Annotated in this window: 21 protein-coding genes; 9 read left to right on the top strand and 12 right to left on the bottom strand. The window is 68.3% G+C overall.

Annotated elements, in window-relative coordinates:
* Positions 1 to 11: 11 nt before the first annotated feature.
* The 3 genes from OHB24_RS04805 to OHB24_RS04795 all read right to left on the bottom strand — a co-directional run bounded on the left by OHB24_RS04805 (position 12) and on the right by OHB24_RS04795 (position 1813).
* Positions 12 to 356 carry a hypothetical protein gene (locus OHB24_RS04805; protein ID WP_327637726.1) on the bottom strand — a complete coding sequence of 115 codons (345 nt, stop codon included), beginning with the start codon at positions 354 to 356 and terminating at the stop codon, positions 12 to 14.
* 133 nt (positions 357 to 489) lie between these two features.
* Positions 490 to 702 (bottom strand): hypothetical protein, encoded by a 213-nt coding sequence (locus tag OHB24_RS04800; RefSeq protein ID WP_327637725.1) that lies wholly within the window; start codon positions 700 to 702, stop codon positions 490 to 492.
* A 73-nt stretch (positions 703 to 775) separates the two neighbouring features.
* Positions 776 to 1813: a LacI family DNA-binding transcriptional regulator gene (locus tag OHB24_RS04795; RefSeq protein ID WP_327637724.1), complete on the bottom strand. Its 1038-nt coding sequence runs from the start codon at positions 1811 to 1813 to the stop codon at positions 776 to 778.
* A gap of 99 nt (positions 1814 to 1912) precedes the next feature.
* Here OHB24_RS04795 and OHB24_RS04790 point away from each other — a divergent pair, with 99 nt between their 5' ends.
* Entirely contained in the window at positions 1913 to 2617 is a 705-nt protein-coding gene (locus OHB24_RS04790; RefSeq protein WP_327637723.1) for a copper homeostasis protein CutC, read from the top strand.
* Entirely contained in the window at positions 2614 to 2880 is a 267-nt protein-coding gene (locus OHB24_RS04785) for a DUF4031 domain-containing protein (RefSeq protein WP_327637722.1), read from the top strand. Before OHB24_RS04790 ends, OHB24_RS04785 begins: the two co-directional genes overlap by 4 nt.
* Before the next feature lie 16 nt (positions 2881 to 2896).
* Here OHB24_RS04785 and tuf read toward each other — a convergent pair whose 3' ends face one another.
* From tuf to OHB24_RS04765, 4 genes are all read right to left on the bottom strand, one after another.
* A complete protein-coding gene (gene tuf / locus OHB24_RS04780) occupies positions 2897 to 4084 on the bottom strand; it encodes an elongation factor Tu (RefSeq protein ID WP_327637721.1) in 1188 nt (395 codons plus the stop codon).
* A 276-nt stretch (positions 4085 to 4360) separates the two neighbouring features.
* Positions 4361 to 6742: an outer membrane protein assembly factor BamB family protein gene (locus OHB24_RS04775; RefSeq protein ID WP_327637720.1), complete on the bottom strand. Its 2382-nt coding sequence runs from the start codon at positions 6740 to 6742 to the stop codon at positions 4361 to 4363.
* 205 nt (positions 6743 to 6947) lie between these two features.
* Positions 6948 to 9194, bottom strand: coding sequence for an outer membrane protein assembly factor BamB family protein (locus tag OHB24_RS04770; RefSeq protein ID WP_327637719.1), 2247 nt, complete (start codon positions 9192 to 9194; stop codon positions 6948 to 6950).
* Between the two features lie 55 nt (positions 9195 to 9249).
* Positions 9250 to 9561 carry an ArsR/SmtB family transcription factor gene (locus OHB24_RS04765; protein WP_327637718.1) on the bottom strand — a complete coding sequence of 104 codons (312 nt, stop codon included), beginning with the start codon at positions 9559 to 9561 and terminating at the stop codon, positions 9250 to 9252.
* Between the two features lie 92 nt (positions 9562 to 9653).
* On the opposite strand from OHB24_RS04765, the gene OHB24_RS04760 reads away from it, so the two are divergent.
* The 3 genes from OHB24_RS04760 to OHB24_RS04750 are packed head-to-tail and all read left to right on the top strand — an operon-like array spanning position 9654 to position 13286.
* Positions 9654 to 10844 carry an MFS transporter gene (locus tag OHB24_RS04760; RefSeq protein ID WP_327637717.1) on the top strand — a complete coding sequence of 397 codons (1191 nt, stop codon included), beginning with the start codon at positions 9654 to 9656 and terminating at the stop codon, positions 10842 to 10844.
* A 31-nt stretch (positions 10845 to 10875) separates the two neighbouring features.
* On the top strand, positions 10876 to 11880 hold the full coding sequence (locus OHB24_RS04755; RefSeq protein WP_327637716.1) for a hypothetical protein: 1005 nt from the start codon (positions 10876 to 10878) through the stop codon (positions 11878 to 11880).
* On the top strand, positions 11877 to 13286 hold the full coding sequence (locus tag OHB24_RS04750; protein WP_327637715.1) for a hypothetical protein: 1410 nt from the start codon (positions 11877 to 11879) through the stop codon (positions 13284 to 13286). Before OHB24_RS04755 ends, OHB24_RS04750 begins: the two co-directional genes overlap by 4 nt.
* Here OHB24_RS04750 and OHB24_RS04745 read toward each other — a convergent pair.
* The 5 genes from OHB24_RS04745 to OHB24_RS04725 all read right to left on the bottom strand — a co-directional run bounded on the left by OHB24_RS04745 (position 13272) and on the right by OHB24_RS04725 (position 19645).
* Complete coding sequence (locus OHB24_RS04745; RefSeq protein WP_327637714.1) at positions 13272 to 15281, bottom strand: HelD family protein; 2010 nt, start codon at positions 15279 to 15281, stop codon at positions 13272 to 13274. The genes OHB24_RS04750 and OHB24_RS04745 overlap by 15 nt on opposite strands.
* 39 nt (positions 15282 to 15320) lie before the next feature.
* Positions 15321 to 16091, bottom strand: a complete 771-nt coding sequence (locus OHB24_RS04740) for a phosphatase PAP2 family protein (protein ID WP_327637713.1) — start codon at positions 16089 to 16091, stop codon at positions 15321 to 15323.
* Positions 16092 to 16178: 87 nt separating this feature from the next.
* The gene (locus OHB24_RS04735) at positions 16179 to 17081 is read right to left on the bottom strand and encodes a carbohydrate ABC transporter permease (RefSeq protein ID WP_327637712.1); all 903 of its coding nucleotides are present in this window, start codon (positions 17079 to 17081) and stop codon (positions 16179 to 16181) included.
* Positions 17078 to 18022: an ABC transporter permease gene (locus OHB24_RS04730; RefSeq protein WP_327637711.1), complete on the bottom strand. Its 945-nt coding sequence runs from the start codon at positions 18020 to 18022 to the stop codon at positions 17078 to 17080. Before OHB24_RS04730 ends, OHB24_RS04735 begins: the two co-directional genes overlap by 4 nt.
* Positions 18023 to 19645: an extracellular solute-binding protein gene (locus OHB24_RS04725; protein ID WP_327637710.1), complete on the bottom strand. Its 1623-nt coding sequence runs from the start codon at positions 19643 to 19645 to the stop codon at positions 18023 to 18025.
* A 47-nt stretch (positions 19646 to 19692) separates the two neighbouring features.
* Between OHB24_RS04725 and OHB24_RS04720 the strand changes: the two genes are divergently transcribed.
* The 4 genes from OHB24_RS04720 to OHB24_RS04705 all read left to right on the top strand — a co-directional run bounded on the left by OHB24_RS04720 (position 19693) and on the right by OHB24_RS04705 (position 23455).
* A complete protein-coding gene (locus tag OHB24_RS04720; RefSeq protein WP_327637709.1) occupies positions 19693 to 20754 on the top strand; it encodes a sialidase family protein in 1062 nt (353 codons plus the stop codon).
* A 14-nt stretch (positions 20755 to 20768) separates the two neighbouring features.
* Positions 20769 to 21704, top strand: coding sequence for a dihydrodipicolinate synthase family protein (locus OHB24_RS04715; RefSeq protein ID WP_327637708.1), 936 nt, complete (start codon positions 20769 to 20771; stop codon positions 21702 to 21704).
* A 27-nt stretch (positions 21705 to 21731) separates the two neighbouring features.
* Complete coding sequence (locus tag OHB24_RS04710) at positions 21732 to 22442, top strand: FadR/GntR family transcriptional regulator (protein ID WP_327637707.1); 711 nt, start codon at positions 21732 to 21734, stop codon at positions 22440 to 22442.
* Positions 22443 to 22981: 539 nt separating this feature from the next.
* Complete coding sequence (locus tag OHB24_RS04705) at positions 22982 to 23455, top strand: endonuclease domain-containing protein (protein ID WP_327637706.1); 474 nt, start codon at positions 22982 to 22984, stop codon at positions 23453 to 23455.
* Positions 23456 to 23468 lie beyond the last annotated feature (13 nt).

The following is a 23468-nucleotide window of genomic DNA, read 5'->3' as shown; positions in this document are numbered from 1 at the left end:
ACCCGGAGGGGTCAGGTGAGGCGCCCCAGGGGTGCGACGGAGATGCCGGCGCGTTCGCAGACCCACTGCGGGTCAGGGCCGAGCTCGGGCTCGATGCGGAGCTCGTGGTCGTGCAGGTCGTCGCAGGCGGTGCAGCGCGGCCAGCGGACCCCGGAGTCGACCAGGCGGTCCTGGACGTCCTGCGCGACCAGGCCGGCGATGTGTTCGGCACCGTCCGGCCACTGGTCCAGCCACCACTGGCGACCGGCGACGGCGTCTTCCAGCAAGGACACCATCACCGCGTCGTCGAAGCCGCGCGCGGCGAGATCATGAAGCACCATCGCCCGCGCACTCAGCAACACCCCTGGCTCGTTCATCGCCCTTCAGAGTGCCAGACGCCACCGACAAATCCACGCGGCCGAGACGTCTCCACCTCCACAGCGATGAACTTTGAGAAGCCACCAACCAGATTTCGGCGGCGGAAATGGACGGTGGCTTCTCAAAGTTGGGTCAGCTGACGGAGCAGGTGGGGTCGATGCGGTTGGCGAGGCGGACCTCGCGTTCGGCGACGGTGCGCAGTACGGCGCCGATCCGGACACGGACCGCGAACGAGCGCCGCGGTGCGGGCTCGTCGTGCGGCTGCTGGGGAGCGTTCGGGAGGGCCGACTGGGCGAGGTTGAGGGCGTTCTCGACGGCGGTGTTGCCGGCAATGAAGTGCGTCATGATTCTGCTCCCTCCTGAGAGCGTGATTGATCGACCCGGGAACCGAGTGGTCCCAGGGAGGTGTGTGGAGTTGTCAGCGCTTGGGTGCCGGTCCGCTGCTGGAGCGGACGATCAGCTGCGTCGGCATCAGTAGCTGGCGTTCGGTGCTGGCCGGGTCGAGCAGGATGCGGCCGACCGCGCGCCCCTTGTCCTTGATCGGCTGCCGGACCGTCGTCAGCCCGGCCGCCGACGCGGCGGGGATGTCGTCGAATCCGGCCAGGCTCAGATCGCGACCCGGGGTCAGTCCCCGGACCTTCATCGCCTCCAGTGCACCGAGCGCCAGGATGTCGCTCAGTCCGACGATCGCCGTCGGGCGGTGCTGCGAGTCGAGCGCGAACTCCGCGCCCCGCAGTCCGGAAGCGATCGCGTTGTGGCCGCCGGAGACGATCCGCAGTTGCGCGTCCGGCATCGCCTTCTGCAGGCCCTGGATCCGCAGCTCGCAGTCGGTGTACCCGACCTCGTCGAGCGTCAGCTCCACCGGCCGGCCGCCGGCTGCCTGCGCGTTGTCGACCAGTACGACGACGTCGCGGTGACCGAGCCGGGCCAGGTGCTCGCCCAGTTGCGCGGCCGCCTCGACCTCGTCGATCGCGACCCAGGACAGGTCCGGGTGGTCGCCCCGATCGGTCGACACCGCGGGGATGCCGCGGTTGGCGAGGATGTCGAGCGCCGGATGACCGCCCGGCACGCAGAAGATCGCCGCCGCGTCGATCGCGGCCTGCTGGACGGCAGTGCTGCCGCCGACGATGTCCGTGGAACTGAGCGGCATCAGCAGCAGGCTGGTCGCGAACTCCTCGGCGACCTCCGCGAGCCCGGCCAGGAAGCCGACCGCGTACGGGTCCGAGAAGGCGTAGGCCAGTTTGTCCGTGAACAGCACCCCGACCGCACCGGCCTTCCCGCTGCGCAGGGCGCGCGCCGAAGCGTCAGGTCCGGCGTACCCGAGCTCCTGGGCGGTGGCCAGGATCCGCTCGCGCAGCGCTGTGGAGAGCTGGTCGGGCTTGTTGTAGGCGTTCGAGACGGTCGACGGCGACACGCCCACGGCCTTCGCCACGGTCTTCAGCGTCACGCCCGCCATCTGGATCACCTCGTCTGTATCGTTCTTCTAAATCGTTCTAGAAAAACGATACAGAAGGTCTGCGGACAGGTCAACACGAATATGCGAGAGGATGTCCGCATGGGTTCGTTGCTGGAGATCATCGCGCTGCATCCGGCGGATGCGGAGGCGGCACAGGAGGGTGGGGCGGACCGGCTGGAGCTGTGCGCCTCGATGGAGGCGGACGGGTTGTGCCCGTCGGTGTCGACCGTCAGTGCGATCCGGCGGGTCACCGACCTGCCGTTGCGGGTGATGCTGCGGCTGGAGAACTCGTTCACCGCGAACGGCGCCGACCTGAACCGGCTGACCGCGACAGCACAGTCGTTCCTGTCCGCAGGCGCGGACGGCTTCGTGCTCGGGTTCCTGACCCCGGACAACCAGGTGGACGCCGAGTCGGTGTCTGCGCTGGTCAGCACGTTCGCTGGTACGCCGTGGACGTTCCACCGCGCTGTGGACGCAGTACTCGACCAGCAAGCTGCCTGGCGTGCCCTGCGCACCCTGCCCGGTCTGGACTGCGTACTGACTGCTGGCTCGTCTATTGGTGTCAGCCACGGTCTGGACGACCTGTGCAAACTGGCCAAGGAGGACCCTGCGGTAGCCGGCGTGATGATGGCAGGTGGCGGTCTTCAGCCCGAACACGTGCCCTGGCTGTACCAGAGCGGCGTACGGCGTTTCCATGTCGGTACGTCGGTCCGCCAGGACGGCTCGTGGACGAAGGCGTACGTGAACTCCCGTTTCGTCCGCTCCTGGCGCAACCTGCTCGACGCCCAGGACGCGCGCGAATGATCCTGATCGATCCGCCCGCCTGGCCGGCCTGGAACCGTGTCTGGTCGCACCTGGTCAGTGACGAGTCCTACGAGGAGCTCCACACCTTCGCGAAGGCAGCCGGCATTCCGGCCCGCGGCTTCGACCGGGACCACTACGACGTACCCAGTGACCGCTACGACGACCTGATCGCCGCCGGCGCCGTACCCGTCACCAGCCGCGAGCTGGTGCAGCGGTTGATCGCCGCGGGGCTGCGGCACAGAAAACGGCCCCCGACCGGTTGAGGTCGAGGGCCGTTCTTCAGTCGAGCAGTTCGGTCACTGTGCCGGCGGCGACCGTGTGGCCGCCTTCGCGGACGGCGAAGCCGAGGCCGACGTTCATGGCGATCGGCTTCTCCAGCTCCACTCCGAGCTCGATCGTGTCGCCGGGCATCACCAGGGCGATCTCACCCAGGTCGATCCCGCCGGACACGTCCGTGGTCCGGAAGTAGAACTGCGGCCGGTAGTCCGCGGCGAACGGCGTGTGCCGACCGCCCTCGGCCGTGGACAGCGCGTGCAGGTTCGCCCGGAACTTCCGGTGCGGCTGCACGCTGCCCGGCAACGCCACCACCTGGCCGCGACGGACCTCGTCGCGCTTCACGCCACGCAGCAACACTGCCGCGTTGTCGCCCGCGTCCGCGGACTCCAGCGACTTGCCGAACGTCTCCATACCGATCGCCGTGCTGGTGACCGTCGGGCCGAGACCTACGACCTCGACCGCGTCGCCGAGCCTCAGCGAACCGCGCTCGACCGCACCCGTGACCACCGTGCCGCGGCCGCTGATGGTGAGCACGTTCTCGATCGGCATCAGGAACGGCTCGCCCAGCTCACGGTCCGGCACCGGCACGTAGTTGTCGACCGCGTCCAGCAGCTCACCGATCGCGGCGGTCCACTGCGGGTCGCCTTCCAGCGCCTTCAGTCCGGACACGCGAACGACCGGTACGTCGTCGCCGGGGAAGCCGTACTCCGTGAGGAGCTCACGGACCTCCAGCTCGACCAGGTCGAGCAGCTCCGGGTCGTCGACGATGTCCGCCTTGTTCAGCGCGACCACCAGGTACGGCACGCCCACCCGGCGCGCGAGCAGCACGTGCTCCCGCGTCTGCGGCATGGCGCCGTCCTGTGCGGAGACGACCAGGATCGCGGCGTCCACCTGGGCGGCGCCGGTGATCATGTTCTTCACGTAGTCGGCGTGCCCGGGCATGTCCACGTGCGCGTAGTGCCGGGTCGCGGTCTCGTACTCGACGTGCGAGATGTTGATCGTGATCCCGCGCTGCATCTCTTCCGGCGCACGGTCGATGCCGTCGAAGGCGACGAAGCGGTTGACACTCGGGTCGCGCTCCGCGAGCACCTTGGTGATCGCGGCGGTCAGCGTGGTCTTGCCGTGGTCGACGTGACCCATCGTCCCGATGTTGAGGTGCGGCTTGGTCCGCACGAACTGGCTCTTGGCCATGAGAAATCCTTTGTATGTCAGAAGATTCGGTGGGAAGCCAGGACCCTCCGGCAAGCCCTCACAGCGCTGTCACCGCGTGGAGGGGGCCGGTTCGAGCCACCCTCCTCCGCGGGTCCTGCTCAGCAGGAGGAGGGTCAGCTTCGAGTGGCTGAATCGAATGACAGTGCCCACGTGGGAGCGCCCGTCAGGCACTTGCCTGACAGGTCGAACTCGAAAACCACGCGGAACATGCGGATCACGTTAGGTGTCAACCGCTACCGCGGCAACAGATATTCCCTAGTTGAGCGCGAAGAGCCGGGTGCCGTCGGAGAAGATCGGGCGAGCGGCGGCCACCGTGACGGCCGGCTTGTTGCAGGTGACTTCTTCGGACTTGGCGACCGACTGCGTGTTCGGGCTGGGCAGGATCGGTCGCGACTGGATGCCAGTGGTGCCGATCATCACGGGAGAGCAGCTGCCGTTCGGCTGCGGCATCAGTGTGACCACGCGGCCGTCCGGCAGCAGTCCGAACCCGTTCCGCGGGTACTCCGGTTGCTGCAGCCGCGGCGGCACCTGCAGCAGGTGATGCCACTGCGGTGTCCCGTCAGCAGGGCTCGACGACGACACGTCGTACGTCTGCGGCTGTCCAGGTTCGTTTCCGGTCCGGCAGGTGATCAGCACCAGTGACGCGTGCGTGGCGGCCAGCTGTGCGTCGCAGGACGAGGACCCGAGCCGTGGCCGTGGTGTGCCTGGCACTGGGGTTGTCCACATCACGTGGCCTTCGCCGATGTCCACGGACCACTGGTAGAGCGTGCCGCCGGCGGCGGCCGTCCAGATCAGCCCGGAGACCTCACGGGTGTCAGGTACGGCGACCAGCTCGCCGACCCACGTCGACGGGTCCAGCTCCGCGCTCAGGTCGATCCGCGTGCCCAGGTCGACCTCCCACCGCTGTGCCCCGGTCTTGATGTCCAGACCGCGTACGACGGCGCTGTTGCCGGCACAGGCGTCCACGACGACTGCCTGGTCGCCGACCAGCTCGCCCTGCGTCACGTGGCACCGCACCTGCGCGCGCCAGTGCGTCGGGCTGCTCACGCCGTGTGCGACCACGTAGTTGCCTTCAGCCACGAGCAGCTGGTTCGAGTCGACCGCCAGCGCGGTCCCGTCGGTGTCGACCTCGGTCAGCACCTCACCGCTCACAGCGTTGAGTACGGCGTACGTCGGCAGCTTGATGCCCGCGGGTTCGCGGTACTCGGAGCGGGGCAGATGCGCGACGATGGTCCGCCCGTCCGCGGACACCACCAGTCCCTTGGCGCCACTGGAGGCGGCGTCCTGTACGTCGGCCCGCGCGTAGCGCCACCGGATCTGACCCGTGGCCGCGTCGGACATGACCACGCCGTCCGATCGCAGTTCCGCGACTCCACCCGCCGTACCGGTGATGGCGCCGGTCGCCGGAACCTCACGGCTCCAGGCCAGGGTTCCGTCGAGCTGCACCGGCAGCTGCGTCGGCTGCGCAGTCGTGGTCGTGCTGACCGTGTTGGCGGTCTCCAGCCGGGCCTGCACGAAAGGCTCACCAGCCGACACCACGACCCACGCCAGCAGTGCGCCACACACAGCGGTCGAGCCGACCCCCAGCCAGCGCGGAGGAGCCTGTGCGTACGGCGGTGCGAGCCGCAGCCGTCGTGCTAGCGCCAGTAATGCGCCGGCCAGGACGAGTGCAACGGAAGCGAGGAGCAGGTACGGCCAGCGCTCCGACATGGCAGCACCGGGCTGAGCGACCGGCCAGCGCCACCAGCACACGCCGATCGCGATCAGGCCGACCGCGGCGAAGACGATCGCCGGGACTGTCACGAGGCGCTGCTGGGATCGCCGGAACCACGCACAGGCCAGTGCGGCAGCCGCCGCGGTGCCGGCGATCGGGGCCCAGACCGGGAAGCCGCCGATGTCGGACGGGTCGGCCGGCCACTTGGCGGCCGCTCCGAGGCCACGGCCGAGCAGGACCGAGGAGGCGACGACAGCACCGAGAGCAGCACCGAAGTAGATGACCGGGACCAGCCCGCCGATCGGCCGGGCCGCCCTAGGGCCCAGTGACCCGACCTCCCGGGTCAGGTTCTCCCTGGCCGGTCGTTCCCATTCCTCGTGGCCCCGCGGGGTCACGTACAACTGCGTCTGGCTCAGGCTCCGCAGGAACGACATCCGGCCGCGGGCGAAGTCCCGGTCGGCGACGTGCGCGTACTCCTGCCGGATCCCGGCGGCGTACTCGTCGTACCGCGCTGCCGCCAGGCTCAGGATCCGCAGGTCGGCGTCGCAGAGCACCGCGCCGTTGCGGTCGTCCGCGGCGCAGTCGTGCTTCGCGGTCAGCCGGACGAGGCGCCCGATCTCCTCGACCCGCGCGGCCTCGACGCCGTACGCCGCCAGCTCGAGCTCGGCCAGCTGGGCCGAGACTTCCTCGTTCTCGCCGGGGTCTGCCTGCGGGTCGTAGATCGCGTCGTGGAACCAGGCTGCCAGCCGGACCGTGTCCGGGTCGTCGGCGTACTCGGCCAGCTCGTCGACGGTCTGCAGGACCTCGGTCAGGTGCTGCTGGTCGTGATAATGGCGATGTTGCTCTGCGTAACGAGCCAGCAGGTCGTCGCCCAACGGCTGCGCGTGCGGCAGCAGGCGATTCCACCGGTCGCGCAGGTCCATGGCTAAGGAGTCTGGCACCGGTAGGGAGCCTCGGCCGACCGATCCGGGGTTCCCGGATCGGTCCGTGGCCAAAGCGATATCGGCTCGTCACCTGACCGCTCCGACAGGGGCGTTTCGCAACGAATCGCAGCCGTGGAATTGCGGCGTACGTCACACTCCGGAACGGACCGGAGGACCTCGATCCGAAGTCGACTACGCGGAGTCACTAGCGCAGGGCGATGACGGTGTTCGGTCCGGAGGCGAGGACCAGGTTGCCGACGGCGCGCGGGTCACGGCTGCAGGAGATGCCGGTGGGCAGCCTGACCTGCCGGAATCCGGCCCGGCTGACGACGTTCGCGACGCAGCCGGCGGAGCCGCGGCCGAGCGAGATGACACGTCCGTCGGCGGTCACGGTGACCTTTGTCCGCGGGCTCACCGGTGCCAGGGTCTGCCAGGCGGTCAGACCGGTGTTCGCGTCGATCGCGGTGACGACGGACCGCCGGTTCTCCTGGGTACTCGGCCCGGGGCAGTCGACGACGATCAGGTACTTCCCGGCCGCGTTCAGCAGCGTGCGGCAGGCCCAGGACTTCGGGACGTTCCAGCGCCAGCGGATGTCGCCGGTGCGCGGCTCGATCGCAGTCAGCGCGGCCGGTACGTCGGAGTCGCCGCCGGGCTCAGCCACGACGACCAGACCGGCTACGACGACCGGGCGGCGGTAGGTGTCCGCGGAGGTCCTGGTCCACAGCTTCTTGCCCGTCTGGACGTCCAGCGCGGTCATCTCGTCCGGCCGGTCGTCGCAAGTGTGGCTGACGAAGGTGAGCACGGTCTCGGCAGTGGCGATGGCGCCCAGCTCCGTGCAGTCGCCGGAGTCGTAGGTCCAGCGCTCATGACCGCCTGGATCGACGCCGTGCAGCTTGCCGGAGCGCTCGCCGGTCAGGAGGGGTTGGGTCTGCAGGATGAACCGGTCTCGCGTACGACCGGGCCACGCGGCCTTGCGGCGACCTGTGTTCGCGTCGAGCAACAGGTAGCCGACGTCGGCGAACTGCGCGAGCACGTAGTCGCCGTTGCCGGTGGCTGCGATCACGGGCTTCTCGTCGGAGTCGGAGCGGCTGTACCGCCAGCGCAGCGCACCGGTGGCCGCGTCGAGCATCTCGACCACACCGTTGGGGCGGGGGACCGCGACGCCGTACCTGGTGCCGATCGCTTCTTCTGCGCCGGTGCCCGCGACGGAGTCGCTCACCCACGCGACGCTGCCGTCGAGGACCGACGGGCTGGCCTTGCCGGCGTCGCGCGGCGTTCCCTCGACCCGCTCGTTGGAGCTGAGCACGTAGCCGCGAGACAGGGGCTGGACGATCAGCAGCAGGATCAGGGCGACTGCTCCCGGCACGGCGAGCCAGGAGAGTTGCTGACCGAGGTTGCGCGCCGGGAGGAAGCGAGCCGTCCGTGTGCGAAGGAGTGAGGCTACGAGGGCTGCTGCTCCAGCGACCAGCAGCAGGACCAGTGCGGAGATCAGCAACGGGACGCGGAGTCCCACGCCGACGGCCACGTTGGTTCTCGGCGCTCGGGCCCAGGCGATGAGCAGTCCGGTCAGAGCAATCGCCAGTACGGCGCCTGCGATGAGGCGGGCGCGCTGGCTGGCGCTACGGGCGCAGCGGAAGAGCACTGGTGCACTGAAGAAGGAGAGGACAGCCAGTGCAACTGTTGGCCAGCCGACCTCGCCTTGTGCTGCCGGGGTTTGCCAGGACGCACCGGACGCGGCGATCGCGACCACCGCGGCCGCGATGGCCGTAAAGGTTGCCGTGGCAGTCAGTGCGGCTTGTTGCCAACCGCGCCACGGCGCTGGGAGCTCACTGTCCAGTCCGGCGAGCTCTGCCTCCAGGTTGACCCGAGCGACCGGGCTGAGGCGTTGCCGCGCGAGCTGCGTGCGGTAGAGGTGGCCGTCGAGCAGTTCGCGGACTTCGTCGTACCGGCTCTCGAGTGCGATCTTGCGCTCGCCGGCGTCGCGCCGTACCTCGGCCGTGTGTACGGCGTACCGGCTGGGGTCGGAGGCGAGGATGGCGTTGACGGCGTCCAGCAGTACGTCGCCGTTCGCGTCGCGGCGGGGTGGGGCGTAGGCGTCCGGTGGCGGCATGGCGAGGTCACCGGTGAGGCGGATCAGCCGGGCGACCTCGGCGATCCGGATCGGCGGTACGCCGTACTGCGGGAGGAGGCGCTCCGCGAGCCGGGCCGAAGCCTCGGCGTCCTCGGACGGGGTGCCGCCGGGCTCGTGGACGGCGCGGTGGAACCAGGCGGCGAGCCGGACGCTGGTGGGGTCCGTGGAGAGCTGGATGAACGAGTCCAGCGCGGTCAGGACGATGCCGAGGTAGTGGTCACGGTACGCGCGCCGGGTGCGTTCGACGTACCGCGCGACCAGCTCGTCCGCGAGCGAGGCAGACCCGGGCACCAGGTCGTCCCACCGCGCCCGGAGCTCCACCGCTTCAGTCTGCCAGCCGCACTTTTACAACAACCCACTGCAACCTTGCGGTTGGTTACTGCTTCGCCGACAAGATGCCCGTGAGCAGGCCCGGGTAGAGGGCCTCGAGGTCGTCGCGGCGGAGCATGCTGATCCGGCGGGTGCCGTCGGTGTGGGTGGAGGTGACGCCTGCCTCGCGCAGGATCTTGAGGTGGTGGGCGCGCGTGGACGCCGTCACCGGCAGCTCGATCTCGCCGCAGCAGACACCGGCCGGGTTGTCGGCGAGCGCGCGCACGATCGTCAGCCGGACCGGCTCGCCCAGCGCCTGGAGAACCGCCTCGACGCGGATCTCGTCCCGCTCCGGCTGCGGGAGGACTTTGGTGGCCATGAGTCCATAGTACGACGTCTATCGAAGTTCGACGATGATCGTAGTACGATGATGGTCGAACTACTGGAACCCATGTCTTCGAAGGGCCCTCGATGTCCGCACGGATCTACTTGCTCGGCGCCGGTGCGTTCGCGGTCGGCACCAGCGCGTACGTCGTGTCCGGTGTACTGCCCGACGTCAGCTCCGAGCTCCACGTCTCGCTGACCGCAGCCGGCCAACTCGCCACCGCGTTCTCGCTGTCATACGCGATCGGCGCACCGATCCTGTCCACGCTGACCGGCCGGTGGGAGCGCCGTACCCTCCTGATCGCCGCGCTGGTTCTGGCCGCGCTCGGCAACCTGATCGCCGCGCTGGCCGTGAACTACCCGATCCTGATCGTCGGCCGCGTCGTCGCGGCGTTCGGCGCCGCCGTCTACACCCCGGCCGCCACACTGTTCGCCACCAGCCTCCTGCCACCGGAGGAGCGCGGTAGAGCAGTGGCCATCGTGTTCGGCGGTCTCACGTTCGCACTGGTGCTCGGCGTACCTGCAGGCACGCTGCTGGGCCCGACGCTCGGCTACAAGGGCGTGTTCGCTCTCATCACCGCTGTCGCCGTACTGGTCGCCATTGCCGAGCGCGCCGCGCTCCCGAAGGTCGACGCACCTCCTGTGGTCAGCCTGCGCGAACGCTTCGCCGGTGTGGCGGACCGACGCGTGCAGATCATCCTGGCGATGACTGTCCTCGCTGTGCTCGCGGCGTTCAGCGTGTACATCTACATCGTTCCGCTGCTCAAGCACACGGCCGGCCTGACCGGCAATGTCACCGGGCTCCTGCTGCTCCTGTACGGCGTGGGTGCGGTCATCGGCAACTTCCTCGGCGGACGGATCACCGACCGGTTCGGCAGCCTCCGCACCCTGGCTGTCCTGATGATCGGCATCACCGCCATCCTCGCCACGCTCGACCTGACGCTGACGACCGAGGTCGGCGCCGGAGCCGCTCTGGTGGTGTGGGGAATGCTGACCTGGGCCTTCAACCCACCGATCCAGAACCTGCTGCTGGAGCTCGGCGGCGGACTGCTCATCTCACTCAACGCGTCCGCGATTTACCTGGGCGCCGGGCTGTCCGCTGTGGTCGGCGGACTGGTCATCCAGACGCTCGGTGTCGGCTACCTCCCGGTGCTGGCCTCCGCACTGTCGCTGGTCGTACTGGGCTTGCTCTACGCGCTCTGGCGGGATTCCTCCCTGCAGCAGGTAGAGGAGCTCGAGCGGGACGAGGACATCTACGTCACAGCAACCGCAGACTGAGAAGGACCGGTAGTAGGGCACTCTTCTGCCCATGCGTCTGCTTGCCGGTGTGCTGTTGCTCGCCACCACCCTGACCGGGTCCAACGACCCCACAGCGGTGGTCGACGGGTGGAAGACGTCACCTGTGTACGTCGACCCGACGCAGCGGTCACTGGTACCGGACAAGGACGCGGCTGAGCTGGCTGAACGAGTGAGCGGGCACGACCCGGCGATTCGCATCGCGGTCGTGCCCGCCGCCGTACTCGCCACCGGTGACAAGAGCACGGCCGCGCACACGTACGTCGACCAAGTGGTGGACCGGCAGCAGGCCGACGGCATCTACCTCGTCGTGTTCGGTGGAGCGATCGCCTGGGGGAGCGCGGTCGGGGTCGACGCACCGATCGCGGACATCCTCACCAGCGAGCTGGACAAGCACAGCCGCTCCGACCCGGTTGGCATGCTGAACGGGGTGCTGGACCAACTCGACGTACCGAAGGCGTCCAAAGGCACACCGGGCTGGCTGTGGCCGTTGCTGATCGCCCTGGTCGTGCTGATTGCCGGTGGGCTCGCCTTGTGGTGGTGGAGGACACGATCGCGCAAGGACGAAGGTCCCGCGCTCTACCGTCCGTCGTACGACGTGTTGCCGGACGAGGTCGACACGCTGGACGAGCGGCGCGCGACCGCGCGGGAGGACGTCACGCGGTTCGGCGAGGAACTGGATGCCGCGGACGTGCGTCTGGACGGCATGGATACGGCAGCGGACGTGCAGGCGGCGATGGACGCGTACGCCGACGCCGGCCGCGTGGTCGATGGGGAGCCCAACGACGACACGCTGCGCGAAGTGCGGTCCACGGTCGAGTACGGGCGCTGGCGGCTGGCCTGTGCGCAGGCGAAGGTCGCCGGAACGCCCGCACCTGCCCGCCGTGCCACCTGCTTCTTCGACCCCGGCCACGGCACCTCCGTGACGGACTGGATGTACACGCCACCTGGCGGGCGGCCCCGGGAAGTCCCGGTCTGCAAAGCCTGCCGTGAGCGGCTCTCGGGAGGAGCACGATGAAACGTCTGTTCGGCGCGCTCGCCGTCATCACCCTGTGGGTCCTGCCCGCGCCACTGGCGCACGCGGCCGGCGACCCCGACGCGTACATGAACACCGTGGCCGGTCACCTCGGCGACGCCGGCGTCTGGGTCGACCCGGACGTGAGGGAGCTGAGTCCCAGCGAGACCGCCCAGCTCGACGCGGCCGCGAAGAGCGCCGGCGCCCCGATCCGGATCGCGGTGATCCCCGCGGAGAAGATCAGCAAGTCGCAGAGCAAGTACTACTCGCGGCCCGCCTGGGAAGGCGAGGAGATCGCGGACCAGCTGTACGACCGCGTCGGCGTCGAGGGCGTGTACGCCGTACTGGTCGATGCGTCGTCGCAGTCCAACGGCCGCGGGCTGCACGCCGTCCAGCGTGCCGACCACGGGCCGACGTACTTCGTGGGCGATGCGGTGGACCAGGCGGTCGACTGCTGTGCGCCGGACTACGAGTCGATGCTCGAGAGGTTCATCCAGCGCGCCCAGGTCGTGAACAAGCCGTTCTACGTCGACGCCGCGCCGTACGCCGGTGGCGTGGCCGGGATCATCGGGCTCTGGGTCACAGTGACCGGGCTGGGCGCCCGGCGCGCGCGGCGGCAGGACGAGAAGTCCCACCTGAAGGTCGCGCAGCCGCTGCTCAACGAGGAGATCATCACGCTCTCGCAGCAGGTCTCCGCGCTGCCGACCGTCTCGGACCCGCAGCAGTCGAAGCTGTCCAAGGACGTGCTCGACACCGTTGAGAAGGCACGGCAGCGACTCGACCAGGCCAAGGGCGACAAAGACATCCAGGCAGTGACGACGCTGCTCGGGTCGGCCCGCTACGGCCTTCGCTGCTTGGACGCAGTGCGTGCGGGCGAGCCGATCCCGGAGCCGACCGCGCCCTGCTTCTTCGACCCGCGGCACGGTCCGAGCGTGGCCGAGGTGCAGTGGAAGCCCGAGGAGGGCGCCGCGCGCAACGTGGACGTCTGCGCGGCGTGCAAGCAGCGCGACGAGGCCGGCGAGAAGCCCGCGATCTGGATGGTGAAGGGCTGGCAGCTCGAGCGGCCGTACTGGGAGCACGCGGAGGACCTCGCGGCGTACGTCGACGGGTACTGGTCGCAGGACGACGGCCGCGTGTGGTGGTTCCCGGACTCCGACTTCCGGCGCCGCGGCGAGGACATGCGGTCGCGCTGGCGGTCCCGTCGACCGGGTGCGCGCTTCGGCCGGTTCAGCTCGGACGTCGGCACCTGGGCGGCCTCATCGCGCAGCGGTTCGGACGACGACGGCGGCGGGAGCAGCTGGTACAGCGGCTCGAGCCGGCGCAGCTCCTGGTCGTCGCGGACGCGTTCCAGCGGTGGCGGGTCGTCCCGGCGCTCGTCGCGCCGGTCCGGCGGGTCACGGGGCTTCTAGTACCGCGGGCAGGTCCTCGCTGTGCAAAACGACCAGTGAGGTGACGGCACGAGTCAGGCAGACGTAGAGGCGCCGGAGTCCGGTCCGCTCATCGGCTTCACCAGAGACGATGCCGGCCGGCTCCACCAGCACCACGTGGTCGAACTCGAGACCCTTGGCGAGAGACGCCGGTACGACGTCCAGATGTGCGTCCACGTCGTCTTCGTCGCCGAGGACCGAGAAAGCGATGCCCTGCAACGCTTTCCGGGTTGCGGGGACCAGTGCGTCCGGGACGATCAAACCGATCGAGCCGAGGCGCTCTGACACGTCATGGACCGCTGTCACCGCAGCGGCCAGGCTGTCCGGTACGCGAGTGATGGTCAGCTCACCGCGCGCTCGTCGTACTGCGGTCGGCGGTTTGAGGTGCGGAGCGATCGTCGGGAGGAGGCGGGCGGCGTACTCGATCACCTGGCCGGGGACGCGGAAGCCGGCGGTCAGCTCCTCGGTGTGCGCGCTGCTCTTGCCCAGGTGCTTCAGCGCCTCGTCCCACGACGGTGTGGCCCACGGTGTGGTGCCCTGCGCGATGTCACCGAGCACAGTCATCGAGCCAGTCGAGCAGCGTCGGCCGACCGCACGCAGCTGCATCGCGGAGAGGTCCTGCGCCTCGTCCAGCACCACGTGTCCGAGTGACGGCGTACGGTCGACCAGGTCGGCGATCTCGTCGATCAGAGTGGCGTCGGCAACGGACCACTTGGCCGCACCGGGTGACCGCGGCACCTTGTCCCAGAGCAACAGCTCCTGCTCCTCCGCAGTGAGGATGCCGTCGGCGTACTCGGCGAGAAGCTCCGGGTCGGTGAAGAGGCGGAAGAGCAGTTTCGCAGGGTCCAGAGCCGGCCAGAGCGCGTCGGCGTACTGCTTGACCGGACGGCTACGCGCGACCGAGTCCTGCACGCGGTCGTCGGGGGAGTCACCGGCGGCCTCCATACGCAGCAGCACTGCGTGGGCCAGGCGCTGCGGCAGCATCGCGCGGCCGGCGCCGTACCGGATGCCGCGGCCCCGCAGCTCGGTGACGAGCTCCTCGGCCTGGTACGCCGCTACTCGCCAGCGGTGCGCTCCACGCGGCACGACGAGTGACTCTTCCGGCATTTTGACGTGCGACCAGACGGCTCGGTGCAGTACTTCGGCCATGCGGGCATCGCCCTTGAGCACGTCGACCAGCGCCGGCCCCGGCCCGGCCACCTTCACGCGGGCGACCAGCTCCTCGACGGTGGTCTGCTTCGCCTCGATCTCGCCCAGCGCGGGGAGGACGTCCCCGATGTACCGCAGGAAGCTCGCGTTCGGACCTACTACGAGGACACCGGCCCGGCTGAGCTGGTCGCGGTACGCATAGAGCAGGTATGCCGCCCTGTGCAGCCCGACCGCAGTCTTCCCGGTACCGGGTGCCCCCTGCACGCAGATGGTGTCGTCGACGCCGGCCCGGACGATCACGTCCTGCTCCGGCTGGATGGTGGCGACGATGTCGCGCATCGGGCCGGAACGCGGGCGCTCGATCTCAGCGTCCAGGATGTCGCTGTGCTGTTCGTCCTGACCGCTCGCGGTGAGGTCCTCGTCCTCGAACGCGGTCATCTCGCCATGCGTGAAGCCGAACCGCCGACGTACCCCCACGCCCATCGGCTCGGTCTTGCTGGCCCGGTAGAACGGCACCGATATGTCCGCCCGCCAGTCCACCACCAGCGGCTCGCCCAGCGCGTCGTTCACGTGCCGGCGACCGATGTGGAACGTCTCGTCGGTCGGCTCGAGGTAGTCCAGCCTCCCGAAGAACAGCGGCACATCCGGGTCGTCCTCGAGCTCCTTCATCCGCCGGAAGATGGCGGCCTGCAGGTACTCCTGGTTGACCCGGTCCGCGCTGTGGATCTCCAGTGCGCCGGTCTTCTCCCGCATCAGAGCCAGCGCACCCCGGGAGGTCTTCAGGTAGTCCTTCTCGGCCTGGAGAGTGTCGGACGTGTCTGAGGGCATGCTGAAACCTCCGGCGAGCAGTGGGGGAGCCCAGCCACGTTACTTGAGCACCCTGCTCGGTGGAACTGAATTACGGGTCCGTGGCCTGTCGGCGTGCAGTCCGGGCCGCAGCAGGAGGGGCAGGCTGGCCGCCAGCAGGACCAGAGCGACGATGCCGTCCAGCCAGTAGTGATTGGCGGTCACCACGACGACGCTGAACGTGATGATCGGGTGCAGCAGCCACAGCCACCGCCAGCGCGACCGGGTGATCAGGATCATCGACAACGCGATCAGGGCGGCCCAGCCGACGTGCAGGCTCGGCATGGCGGCGAACTGGTTCACCGCGCCGCCGGTGTGGTCCGGGCCGTACACGGACTGGCCGAAGCGCAGGCCGGTGTCCACGAAGCCCGGCATCATCCGCGGCGGCGCCAACGGGAACGCGATGTGACCGATCAGCGCCAGTCCGGTGAGCGACACCATCGTCCACCGGACGTGCGAGTACGCTTTCGGCCGCCAGATGCTCAGCCAGAGCAGTACGACGGCAGTCAGTGGGGCGTGCACGCTGGCGTAGTACAGGTTCGCGCCCTTGACCAGTTGCGGGAACTGCAGCACCCAGTGCTGGATCGACGCCTCGTTCGGCAGATGCAGCCAGTTCTGGAGCGACAGCACCTCGTGCGCGTGGTCGAACGCCGACCCGGTGTGCCGGGCCGCGATCTGCCGGCCCGCGCTGTAGACCAGGAACAGTGTCGCCAGCAGGACTGCTTCCCGTACCACCCTCCAGAAGACCTGTGCCCGGCCTTCCCCCACCCGTTCGACAGCAGCTGTCCCCATACCGTTCGACGGTACCCGCCGGCCCCACAGGGTTTGCCCAGGCGCAACCCTGACGTTGCCCTGGGCAACCCCCGAACGGTTTGAGCCTCAGCCCTTGACGGCGCCGGTCAGGACGCCCTTGGCGAAGTGCCGCTGCAGGAACGGGTAGATGATCAGGATCGGCACGATCGAGACGACCAGGATCGCCATCTGGATCGACGCCTGCGGCGGGAGCAGTTCGGTGCCGAGCTCGGCGCTGCCGAGTTGGGTGTCGTTGATGACGTACGTCCGCAGTACCAGCTGCAACGGCCAGAGCTTCGAGTCGTTCAGGTACAGCAGCGCGGAGAAGAACGCGTTCCAGTACGCCACCGCGTAGAACAGGCCGATCACCGACAGCACCGCCTTCGACAGCGGCAGCACGATGTTGGTGAACGTCTTCAGCTCACCCGCGCCGTCGATCCGCGCGCTCTCGGTGAGCTCGTTGGGCAGGTTCATGAAGAACGCCCGCAGTACGACGACGTTGAACGCGCTGACCATCGTCGGCACGATCAGGGCCCAGAGGCTGTCCAGCAACCCGACGCCCTTGACCGTCAGGTACAGCGGGATGATGCCGGGGGAGAACAGCATGCTGAACAGGACGACCAGCAGGATCGGCCGGCCGGCGACGAAACTCGGGCGCGACAACGCGTAGGCCAGCAGGCACGACACGGTCAGGCTGAGCAGCGTCCCGACGATCGTGACGAAGATGCTGACGAACAACGCCCGCGTCACCACACCGCCGGCGAACAACGTCTCGTACGCCGCGAAGCTGATCGACTTCGGCAGCAGCACCAGACCGCCGGACTCGTTGATCTGCTTGTTCGGCGCCACGCTGGTCGAGATCACCCCGACGAACGGGAGGATCACGACCGCGCAGAAGACCAGCAGCACCAGGCCCTTGAAGATCCGCATCGGCCAGCCGGGCATCGGCACACCCTGCACAATTTTTGGGGACACGATCTTGGTACTCATCGCTGGTACACCCCTTGCTCGCCGAAGATGTGCGCCACCTTGTTCGCGGTCAGCACGAGGATGACGCCGACGATGCCCTTCACCAGGCCGACCGCCGCCGCGACACCCCAGGCGCCGCCGAGTACGCCGTTGTTGTAGACGTACGTGTCCAGTACTTCGCTGATGTCCCGGCCGACCGCCTGCTGCTGCAGGATGATCTGCTCGAAACCGACGGTCAGCGAGTCACCGAGCCGCAGGATGAACAGCAGGATGATGATCCCGCGCAGACCCGGCAGCGTGACGTGCCAGAGCTGCTTCATCCGGCTCGCGCCGTCCACACTCGCCGCCTCGTACAACTGCGCGTCGATCTGGGACAGCGCCGCCAGGAACAGGATCGTCGCCCAGCCGGTGTCCTTCCAGATGATCTGCGACGTCAGCAGCACGTGGAACAGCTCGGAGTTCCCGATGATGTTGATCGTCGCCAGGTCGTGCGACCGCAGGTAGTTGTTCAGCAGGCCGCTGCCGCCGAGCATCTGCTGGAACAGCGCGACCACGATCACCCAGGACATGAAGTGCGGCAGGTACAGGATGCTCTGCGCGATCCGCTTGATCCGCTCGGAGAACAGGGAGTTCAGCAGCAGTGCGAGCAGGATCGGCGCCGGGAACACGAAGATCGACTGCAGGCTGGTGAGGATCAGCGTGTTCTTCAACGCCCGCAGGAACGCCGGGTCGCCGTTGAAGATGACGCTGAAGTTCTCCCAGCCCGACCAGTCGCTCGCGTTGATCCCGAGGAACGGCTGGTAGTCCTTGAATGCGATCACGTTGCCCAGTAGCGGCACGTAGTGGAACGCGATGATCAGCGCGATCCCGGGCAGCGCGAACAGCAGCAGCACGCGGTCCCGCAGCAGCCGCCGGCCGAGGCTCAGCTGCTGCTGCGGGCGCGTCTTGGATCGTTGCAGCATCTACTTCCCTGCCGTGTCCGAGAGGGCTTGCTCGAGTTCGGTGCGGATCTTGTCGCCGCCGGACGACTTCCAGGTCTGCACGGCCGCCTTCCAGTCCGAGACCGGCTTCTTGCCCTGCACGATCTGGCCCTCCAGGTCTGTCATCGTCTTGGCGAGCTGGGCCTGCTTCTTCGAGGCCGTGTCGGAGTACAGCCCGTACGACGCGTCGTACACGAGCCGCTTCGCGACCTTCTCCTGGATCGCGTGCTGCTTCTGCGGCACGTCCGGCTTGCCGGCCCAGTACAGCGCCAGCGTCGAGTCGCTGATGTACTGCAGGCCGATGCCGGTCTCCACCGTGCCCACCTTGGTCGGCACCGGGTCCGTGCCCTGCAACGAGTAGTGCCGGCCCGCGACGCCGTACTTGCGGAACAGGTACTCCTCGGTGCCGAACGGCGCCGCCATCCAGTTCGCGATCTTCAGCAACGTATCGGCCGAGTGCGTGCTGTCCTTGCTGAACGCCGTCACGTTGTTCAGCGCGCCGCCCATCCAGGGTGCGCCGTCACCGCTGTCGAAGCCCGGTACGTCGAGCATGTTCACGGCGAACGCGTCACCGGCGCTGTTGTCGTTGTAGTACTGGTTCCAGGCCACGAAGCTGTCGTAGTCGAAGGCCGCGATGCCGCCGTTGAACCACTGCTTGCGGGCGCTGGCCTTGTCGTTGAACGCGTCCGGGTTCACCACGCCGGCGGCGACCATCTTGCGGCCGGCCTCGAGGGCCTGTTCCTGCGCCTCGTGCTCGAACATCGAGGTGAACTTGCCGCCCTCTTCCTTCCAGACGTTCGGGATCGCCAGCATCATCCGGATCGTCGACATCGGCACCCGGGTCCAGGCCCACTTGTTCTGCTTGGCCGCGGTCATCTCCTTGGCCAGGTCGAAGAACTCCTGGAAGTTCTTCGGCGCCGGGTCCTTGATGCCCTTCGCGGCGAGCAGGTCCTCGCGGTAGAGCGCGAGCGACGTACGGGACATGCCGCGCGGCACCGGGACGCCGTAGATGGCGCCGTTGAAGACGCAGCCCTTCCAGAACTCGGTCGGGATGTTCGCCAGGAACGGGTACTTGCTGATCGCGTCGCCGGACAGGTGCTCGGTCAGGTCCATGCACTTGGCCTTCACCAGGCCCGGGATCTGCGGCGTGTCCGGCGGGATGTTCAGGATGTCCGGCAGGTCGCCGCCCGCGATCCGGGTCGCGAACTTGTCCTTGTACTCGTCGTTCGACGCCATGCTGATCTGCAGCTCGGAGCCCAGGCGCTTGTTGAGCTCCTGCCAGAACTGGTTCTTGTCGGCGGCCGGCGGGATCGCGCCGGGGATGTTCGTCATGAACGTGATCGGCTTGCCGTCACCAGGAGCCTCGGCAATCGCCTTCACCGGGTTCGCCGGGTACTTCAGGAAGCCGTCCAGCACTACGTCGGTGCCGGGCAGGTCCGGTTTGATCTCGCCGTACTTCGTGTACGTCGGCAGCTTGACGGCCGCGTTCGCCGCGGCGGTGGTCTTCTTGTCGGACGCGCACCCCGCCAGCAGCGGCGTACCCGTGACCGCGACAGCGGCGGCGGCCAGACCACCGCCGAGGAATGTTCTTCTGCTGACCGGCATGAGGCCTCACTTCCATTGGAGGGCCACACCATGACATAGTACGTCCTATGTCTTCAAGAGTCGGCGCTCTGGAAATCTTCGATCCGGCGGGGAGCGGCTATCACACGTTCCGCATCCCGTCGGTGCTGGCGCACGGCTCGCTGGTGCTCGCCTTCTGCGAGGGCCGGCTGCACGGGGCCGGCGACGCGGGCGAGATCGAGGTCGTACTGCGTCGTTCGCTCGACGGCGGCTGGACCTGGCTGCCGCTGCAGGTGGTGTCGGCGGTGCCGGGCAAGACCTGTGGAAACCCGGTTCCGTTGGTCGACCCCACGACGGGGGACATCGTGCTGGTGACGGTGGAGAACGGCGCCGACGCGGTCGAGATGTCGCTTGCCCGGGGCACCGATCCTTTCGACGGCAGGCGTGTCTTTGTGCAGCGGTCGGCTGACGACGGTGCGACCTGGAGTTCGACGCGCGAGATCACGGCGGAGGTGAAGCCGGGCGACTGGGGCTGGTACGCGACGGGTCCGTGTCACGGCATCACGCTGCGCTCCGGGCGTCTCGTCGTACCGGCCAATCATTCTTTTGTGCCGTCCGAGCCGGTGGACGACCTGATCCGTCTGAACGGCGGGCACTGCATCTACAGCGACGACGGCGGGGTTTCCTGGTCGGTCGGTTTCGTGGACCGCAACGACGGCGCGGAGATCAACGCGAACGAGACCGCCGTCGCCGAGCTGCCGGACGGACGGCTGTACTTCAACGCCCGCAACCACCAGGGCACCGGCCCGGCCCGTGTGCACGCCTGGTCCTCCGACGGCGGTCAGACCCTCGATGCGCCGTACGCCGGGATTCCCGAGATCACCGCACCCGGTATCCAGGGCAGCGTGCTCTGCCTGCCGGACGGGCGGTTGCTGTTGTCCACACCGGTGAATCCCACGTCGCGCCGGGAACTGACCGTTTTCGTCAGTGCGGATTCCGGGACGTCGTGGAAGCCGGCTCTGGTCGTGCACGAGGGCATGGCCGGGTACTCCGATCTGGTGCTGCTGCCCGACGGCTCCATCGGGATCTTCTACGAGGCCGGTGAGACCTCCTCGTTCGCGACCTTGCGCTTCGCCACATTCGCCCTTTGAGGTTGGGAGACCCCTTGACCGCATCCGCCCATCTGACCGGTGTCGTACCTCCGCTGGTCACTCCGCTCACCCCGTCGTACGACGTCGACACCGCATCGCTGGCCCGGCTGGTCCAGTACCAGCTGACCGGGGGTGTCGACGGGGTGTTCGTGCTCGGCACCTCCGGCGAGGGCACGTTCCTGACCGACGAGCAGCGACAGGTCGTGCTGGAGACGACTGTCTCGGAGGTAGCCGGACAGGTACCGGTACTGGCCGGCGTCATCGACACGTCGACCAATCGGGTCGCTGCGCACGTTTCTGCCGCTCTGAAGGCCGGTGTGGACGGCATCGTCGCTACGGCTCCGTTCTATGCGGCCACTCACCCTGCTGAGATCGAGCGCCATTTTGGGCGGCTTGCGTCGCTTGCGGGCGACACGCCCTTGTATGCGTACGACATCCCACCGCGGGCGGGCACCAAGCTCCCGGCTGCTCTCGTCATGTCTCTCGGCGAGCAGGGGGTGATTGCCGGCGTGAAGGACTCGTCCGGGCAGGAGACGTCGCTGCGAGAGCTGGTGCTCTCCCGCCGGGAGAAGGGGCTCGACGACTTCGTGATCATGACCGGGTCCGAGGTAACGGTCGACTCGGCGCTGGCGTTCGGGGTGGACGGCGTCGTACCTGGTCTGGGGAACGTGGATCCGGCCGGGTACGCGCGGTTGTTCAAGGCTGCGGCGGGCGGTGACGCGGCCGCGGCGCGGGACGAGCAGGACCGGTTGTTCCGGCTGTTCGACATCATCAACGTGGCGGACCGGTCCCGGATGGGGGCGAGCTCGGCGGCGCTCGGTGCGTTCAAGGCCGGGCTCTACCTGTTGGGCGTGATCGACTGCCCGGTCACGGCGTACCCCTCGATTCCCTTGAACGACACGGAGATCGCCGCAGTCCGCCCGCTCCTGGACCGAGCCGGATTACACTGAGCGGTCCTAACTACAGGGAGGCCGGCAGTGACAACGGGTGGGCTCAGCCGGGCACGTGGTGCGGCAGGGAATCAGTCCTTTATCCGGGACGCGATGAAGTCGTACATCCTGGAACGCGGTCTGAAGGCGGGTGACCCGCTGCCGAACGAGCAGGACCTGATGGCGCAGCTGGGCGTCGGCCGGCACCCGTTGCGCGAGGCGATGAAGGCGCTGCAGGCGGTCGGCATCATCGAGATCCGGCACGGGTACGGCACGTACGTCGGCGAGGTGAACCTGCAGTCCCTCGAGGACGGCCTCGCGTTCCGCATGTCCCAGTCGATGGCCGGCGACCTCCGCGACGTCCAGAACGTCCTGGAGGTCCGCCAGGCCATCGAGGTCGGCCTCGCCGACGACGTGGTCCGCCAGTTCCAGGAGCACGGGTACGACGCCCTGGAACCCATCGTCGAACGCATGGAAGCCAAGGCCGCCGAAGGTAACTACTTCCCCGACGAGGACTGGGCCTTCCATCAAGCCCTCTACGAACCGTTGGGCAACGCCCTGGTCATAGACCTGCTCTCAGTCTTCTGGCGCACCTTCGCCCAGGTAGACGCCCGCCTCCCCGGCGCCCGCTACACCCCCGCCGACGCCGCCGCCTGGCACCGAGACCTCCTGAACGCCCTCCAATCAGCCAACCCCGACACCTACGCCCACTCCATGAAAAGCCACTTCAACGGAATCCACACCCGCCTCGGCGAATAGGTTCTCTGCAGCTCGACAGTACGTATACGTCCACTGCCGGTCGTGGACCGGGGACGTGAGCGTGAAGGTGAGCGCTTTGGAGCGACACCTACTGTCGAGCTGCCGCCTGTGGATAAACAAAACCATCGAACAGGCAAGTTCAGGCACCATCCCGGGATGGAATCGGTCGATCAGGTCCTGGCGCGCCGGGGCGGCTGGGCCACCGCCTCCGAATTGGCCCGCGTGGTCACGCGGCATGCTGTCGCGAAGGCTCTCGCCCGCGGCGACATACAGCGAATTGCGCTGGGGGTCTACGCACTGCCCGGGCTCCCGGCACGGTCGCTGTGTTGGCCTACGACGGGGTTCTCTCGCACGTCAGCGCGGCGGCTGCATCTGGCCTTCCGCTGTTGGTGGCGCCGGAGAAGCCCCATCTGATCCTGCCGCCGCACCGCCGTCCGCGACCAGGTCCACCTGCCGTTCTGCATTGGGCCAACGTCAGTTCGCCCGAGCGGCAGGACCGAATCACCTCGCTCCCCCGCACAGTCGTCGACTGTTGCCGCATGCTTCCGTTCGCCGAGGCGCTTGCCGTCGCCGACGCTGCTCTCGCCAACCGGCACCTGCATCCGGAGGAGTTGCTTGCCGAGGTGTCTGCGATGCGGGGCGCCGGTTGCCCGAACGCTCGCCTGGTCGCCGCCGCGGCCACTCCGTTGGCCGCCAGCTTCCTGGAGTCGATGCTCCGGGCGCTTCTGATCGGCGCGGGCGTCGACGGTTTCGAACCACAGGTACTGGTGTCGCACGACGGGTTCCGTGCTCGAGTAGATCTTGGACATCGCCGTGCCAGGCTGGCACTGGAGGCTGAAGGCTTCGAGTTCCACGGTTCGCGTCGAGATTTCGCGGCCGACTGCTATCGGTACGACGAGCTGAACGCGGCCGGCTGGCTGGTGCTCCGGTTCACCTACGAGCAGATCATCGGCGACCCGAGCTGGGTTGTCGCCACCGTCCGCGCGGCCCTCGCTCAGCGTCTCGGCGCGTGAAGTCCGGCAGCTC

This window comes from Kribbella sp. NBC_00482, from assembly GCF_036013725.1.
Lineage (GTDB): Bacteria > Actinomycetota > Actinomycetes > Propionibacteriales > Kribbellaceae > Kribbella.
Note: the sequence above shows the minus strand (reverse complement) of the source record. Positions and strands in the feature narration are given on the sequence as shown.

What these genes read in the sequence shown, in the direction of transcription:
- OHB24_RS04805 (WP_327637726.1), bottom strand. Translation starts at nt 356, where the DNA reads ATGAACGAGCCAGGGGTGTTGCTGAGTGCGCGGGCGATGGTGCTTCAT.
- OHB24_RS04800 (WP_327637725.1), bottom strand. Translation starts at nt 702, where the DNA reads ATGACGCACTTCATTGCCGGCAACACCGCCGTCGAGAACGCCCTCAAC.
- OHB24_RS04795 (WP_327637724.1), bottom strand. Translation starts at nt 1,813, where the DNA reads ATGGCGGGCGTGACGCTGAAGACCGTGGCGAAGGCCGTGGGCGTGTCG.
- OHB24_RS04790 (WP_327637723.1), top strand. Translation starts at nt 1,913, where the DNA reads ATGGGTTCGTTGCTGGAGATCATCGCGCTGCATCCGGCGGATGCGGAG.
- OHB24_RS04785 (WP_327637722.1), top strand. Translation starts at nt 2,614, where the DNA reads ATGATCCTGATCGATCCGCCCGCCTGGCCGGCCTGGAACCGTGTCTGG.
- tuf (WP_327637721.1), bottom strand. Translation starts at nt 4,084, where the DNA reads ATGGCCAAGAGCCAGTTCGTGCGGACCAAGCCGCACCTCAACATCGGG.
- OHB24_RS04775 (WP_327637720.1), bottom strand. Translation starts at nt 6,742, where the DNA reads ATGGACCTGCGCGACCGGTGGAATCGCCTGCTGCCGCACGCGCAGCCG.
- OHB24_RS04765 (WP_327637718.1), bottom strand. Translation starts at nt 9,561, where the DNA reads ATGGCCACCAAAGTCCTCCCGCAGCCGGAGCGGGACGAGATCCGCGTC.
- OHB24_RS04760 (WP_327637717.1), top strand. Translation starts at nt 9,654, where the DNA reads ATGTCCGCACGGATCTACTTGCTCGGCGCCGGTGCGTTCGCGGTCGGC.
- OHB24_RS04755 (WP_327637716.1), top strand. Translation starts at nt 10,876, where the DNA reads ATGCGTCTGCTTGCCGGTGTGCTGTTGCTCGCCACCACCCTGACCGGG.
- OHB24_RS04750 (WP_327637715.1), top strand. Translation starts at nt 11,877, where the DNA reads ATGAAACGTCTGTTCGGCGCGCTCGCCGTCATCACCCTGTGGGTCCTG.
- OHB24_RS04745 (WP_327637714.1), bottom strand. Translation starts at nt 15,281, where the DNA reads ATGCCCTCAGACACGTCCGACACTCTCCAGGCCGAGAAGGACTACCTG.
- OHB24_RS04740 (WP_327637713.1), bottom strand. Translation starts at nt 16,091, where the DNA reads ATGGGGACAGCTGCTGTCGAACGGGTGGGGGAAGGCCGGGCACAGGTC.
- OHB24_RS04735 (WP_327637712.1), bottom strand. Translation starts at nt 17,081, where the DNA reads ATGAGTACCAAGATCGTGTCCCCAAAAATTGTGCAGGGTGTGCCGATG.
- OHB24_RS04730 (WP_327637711.1), bottom strand. Translation starts at nt 18,022, where the DNA reads ATGCTGCAACGATCCAAGACGCGCCCGCAGCAGCAGCTGAGCCTCGGC.
- OHB24_RS04725 (WP_327637710.1), bottom strand. Translation starts at nt 19,645, where the DNA reads ATGCCGGTCAGCAGAAGAACATTCCTCGGCGGTGGTCTGGCCGCCGCC.
- OHB24_RS04720 (WP_327637709.1), top strand. Translation starts at nt 19,693, where the DNA reads ATGTCTTCAAGAGTCGGCGCTCTGGAAATCTTCGATCCGGCGGGGAGC.
- OHB24_RS04705 (WP_327637706.1), top strand. Translation starts at nt 22,982, where the DNA reads ATGCTTCCGTTCGCCGAGGCGCTTGCCGTCGCCGACGCTGCTCTCGCC.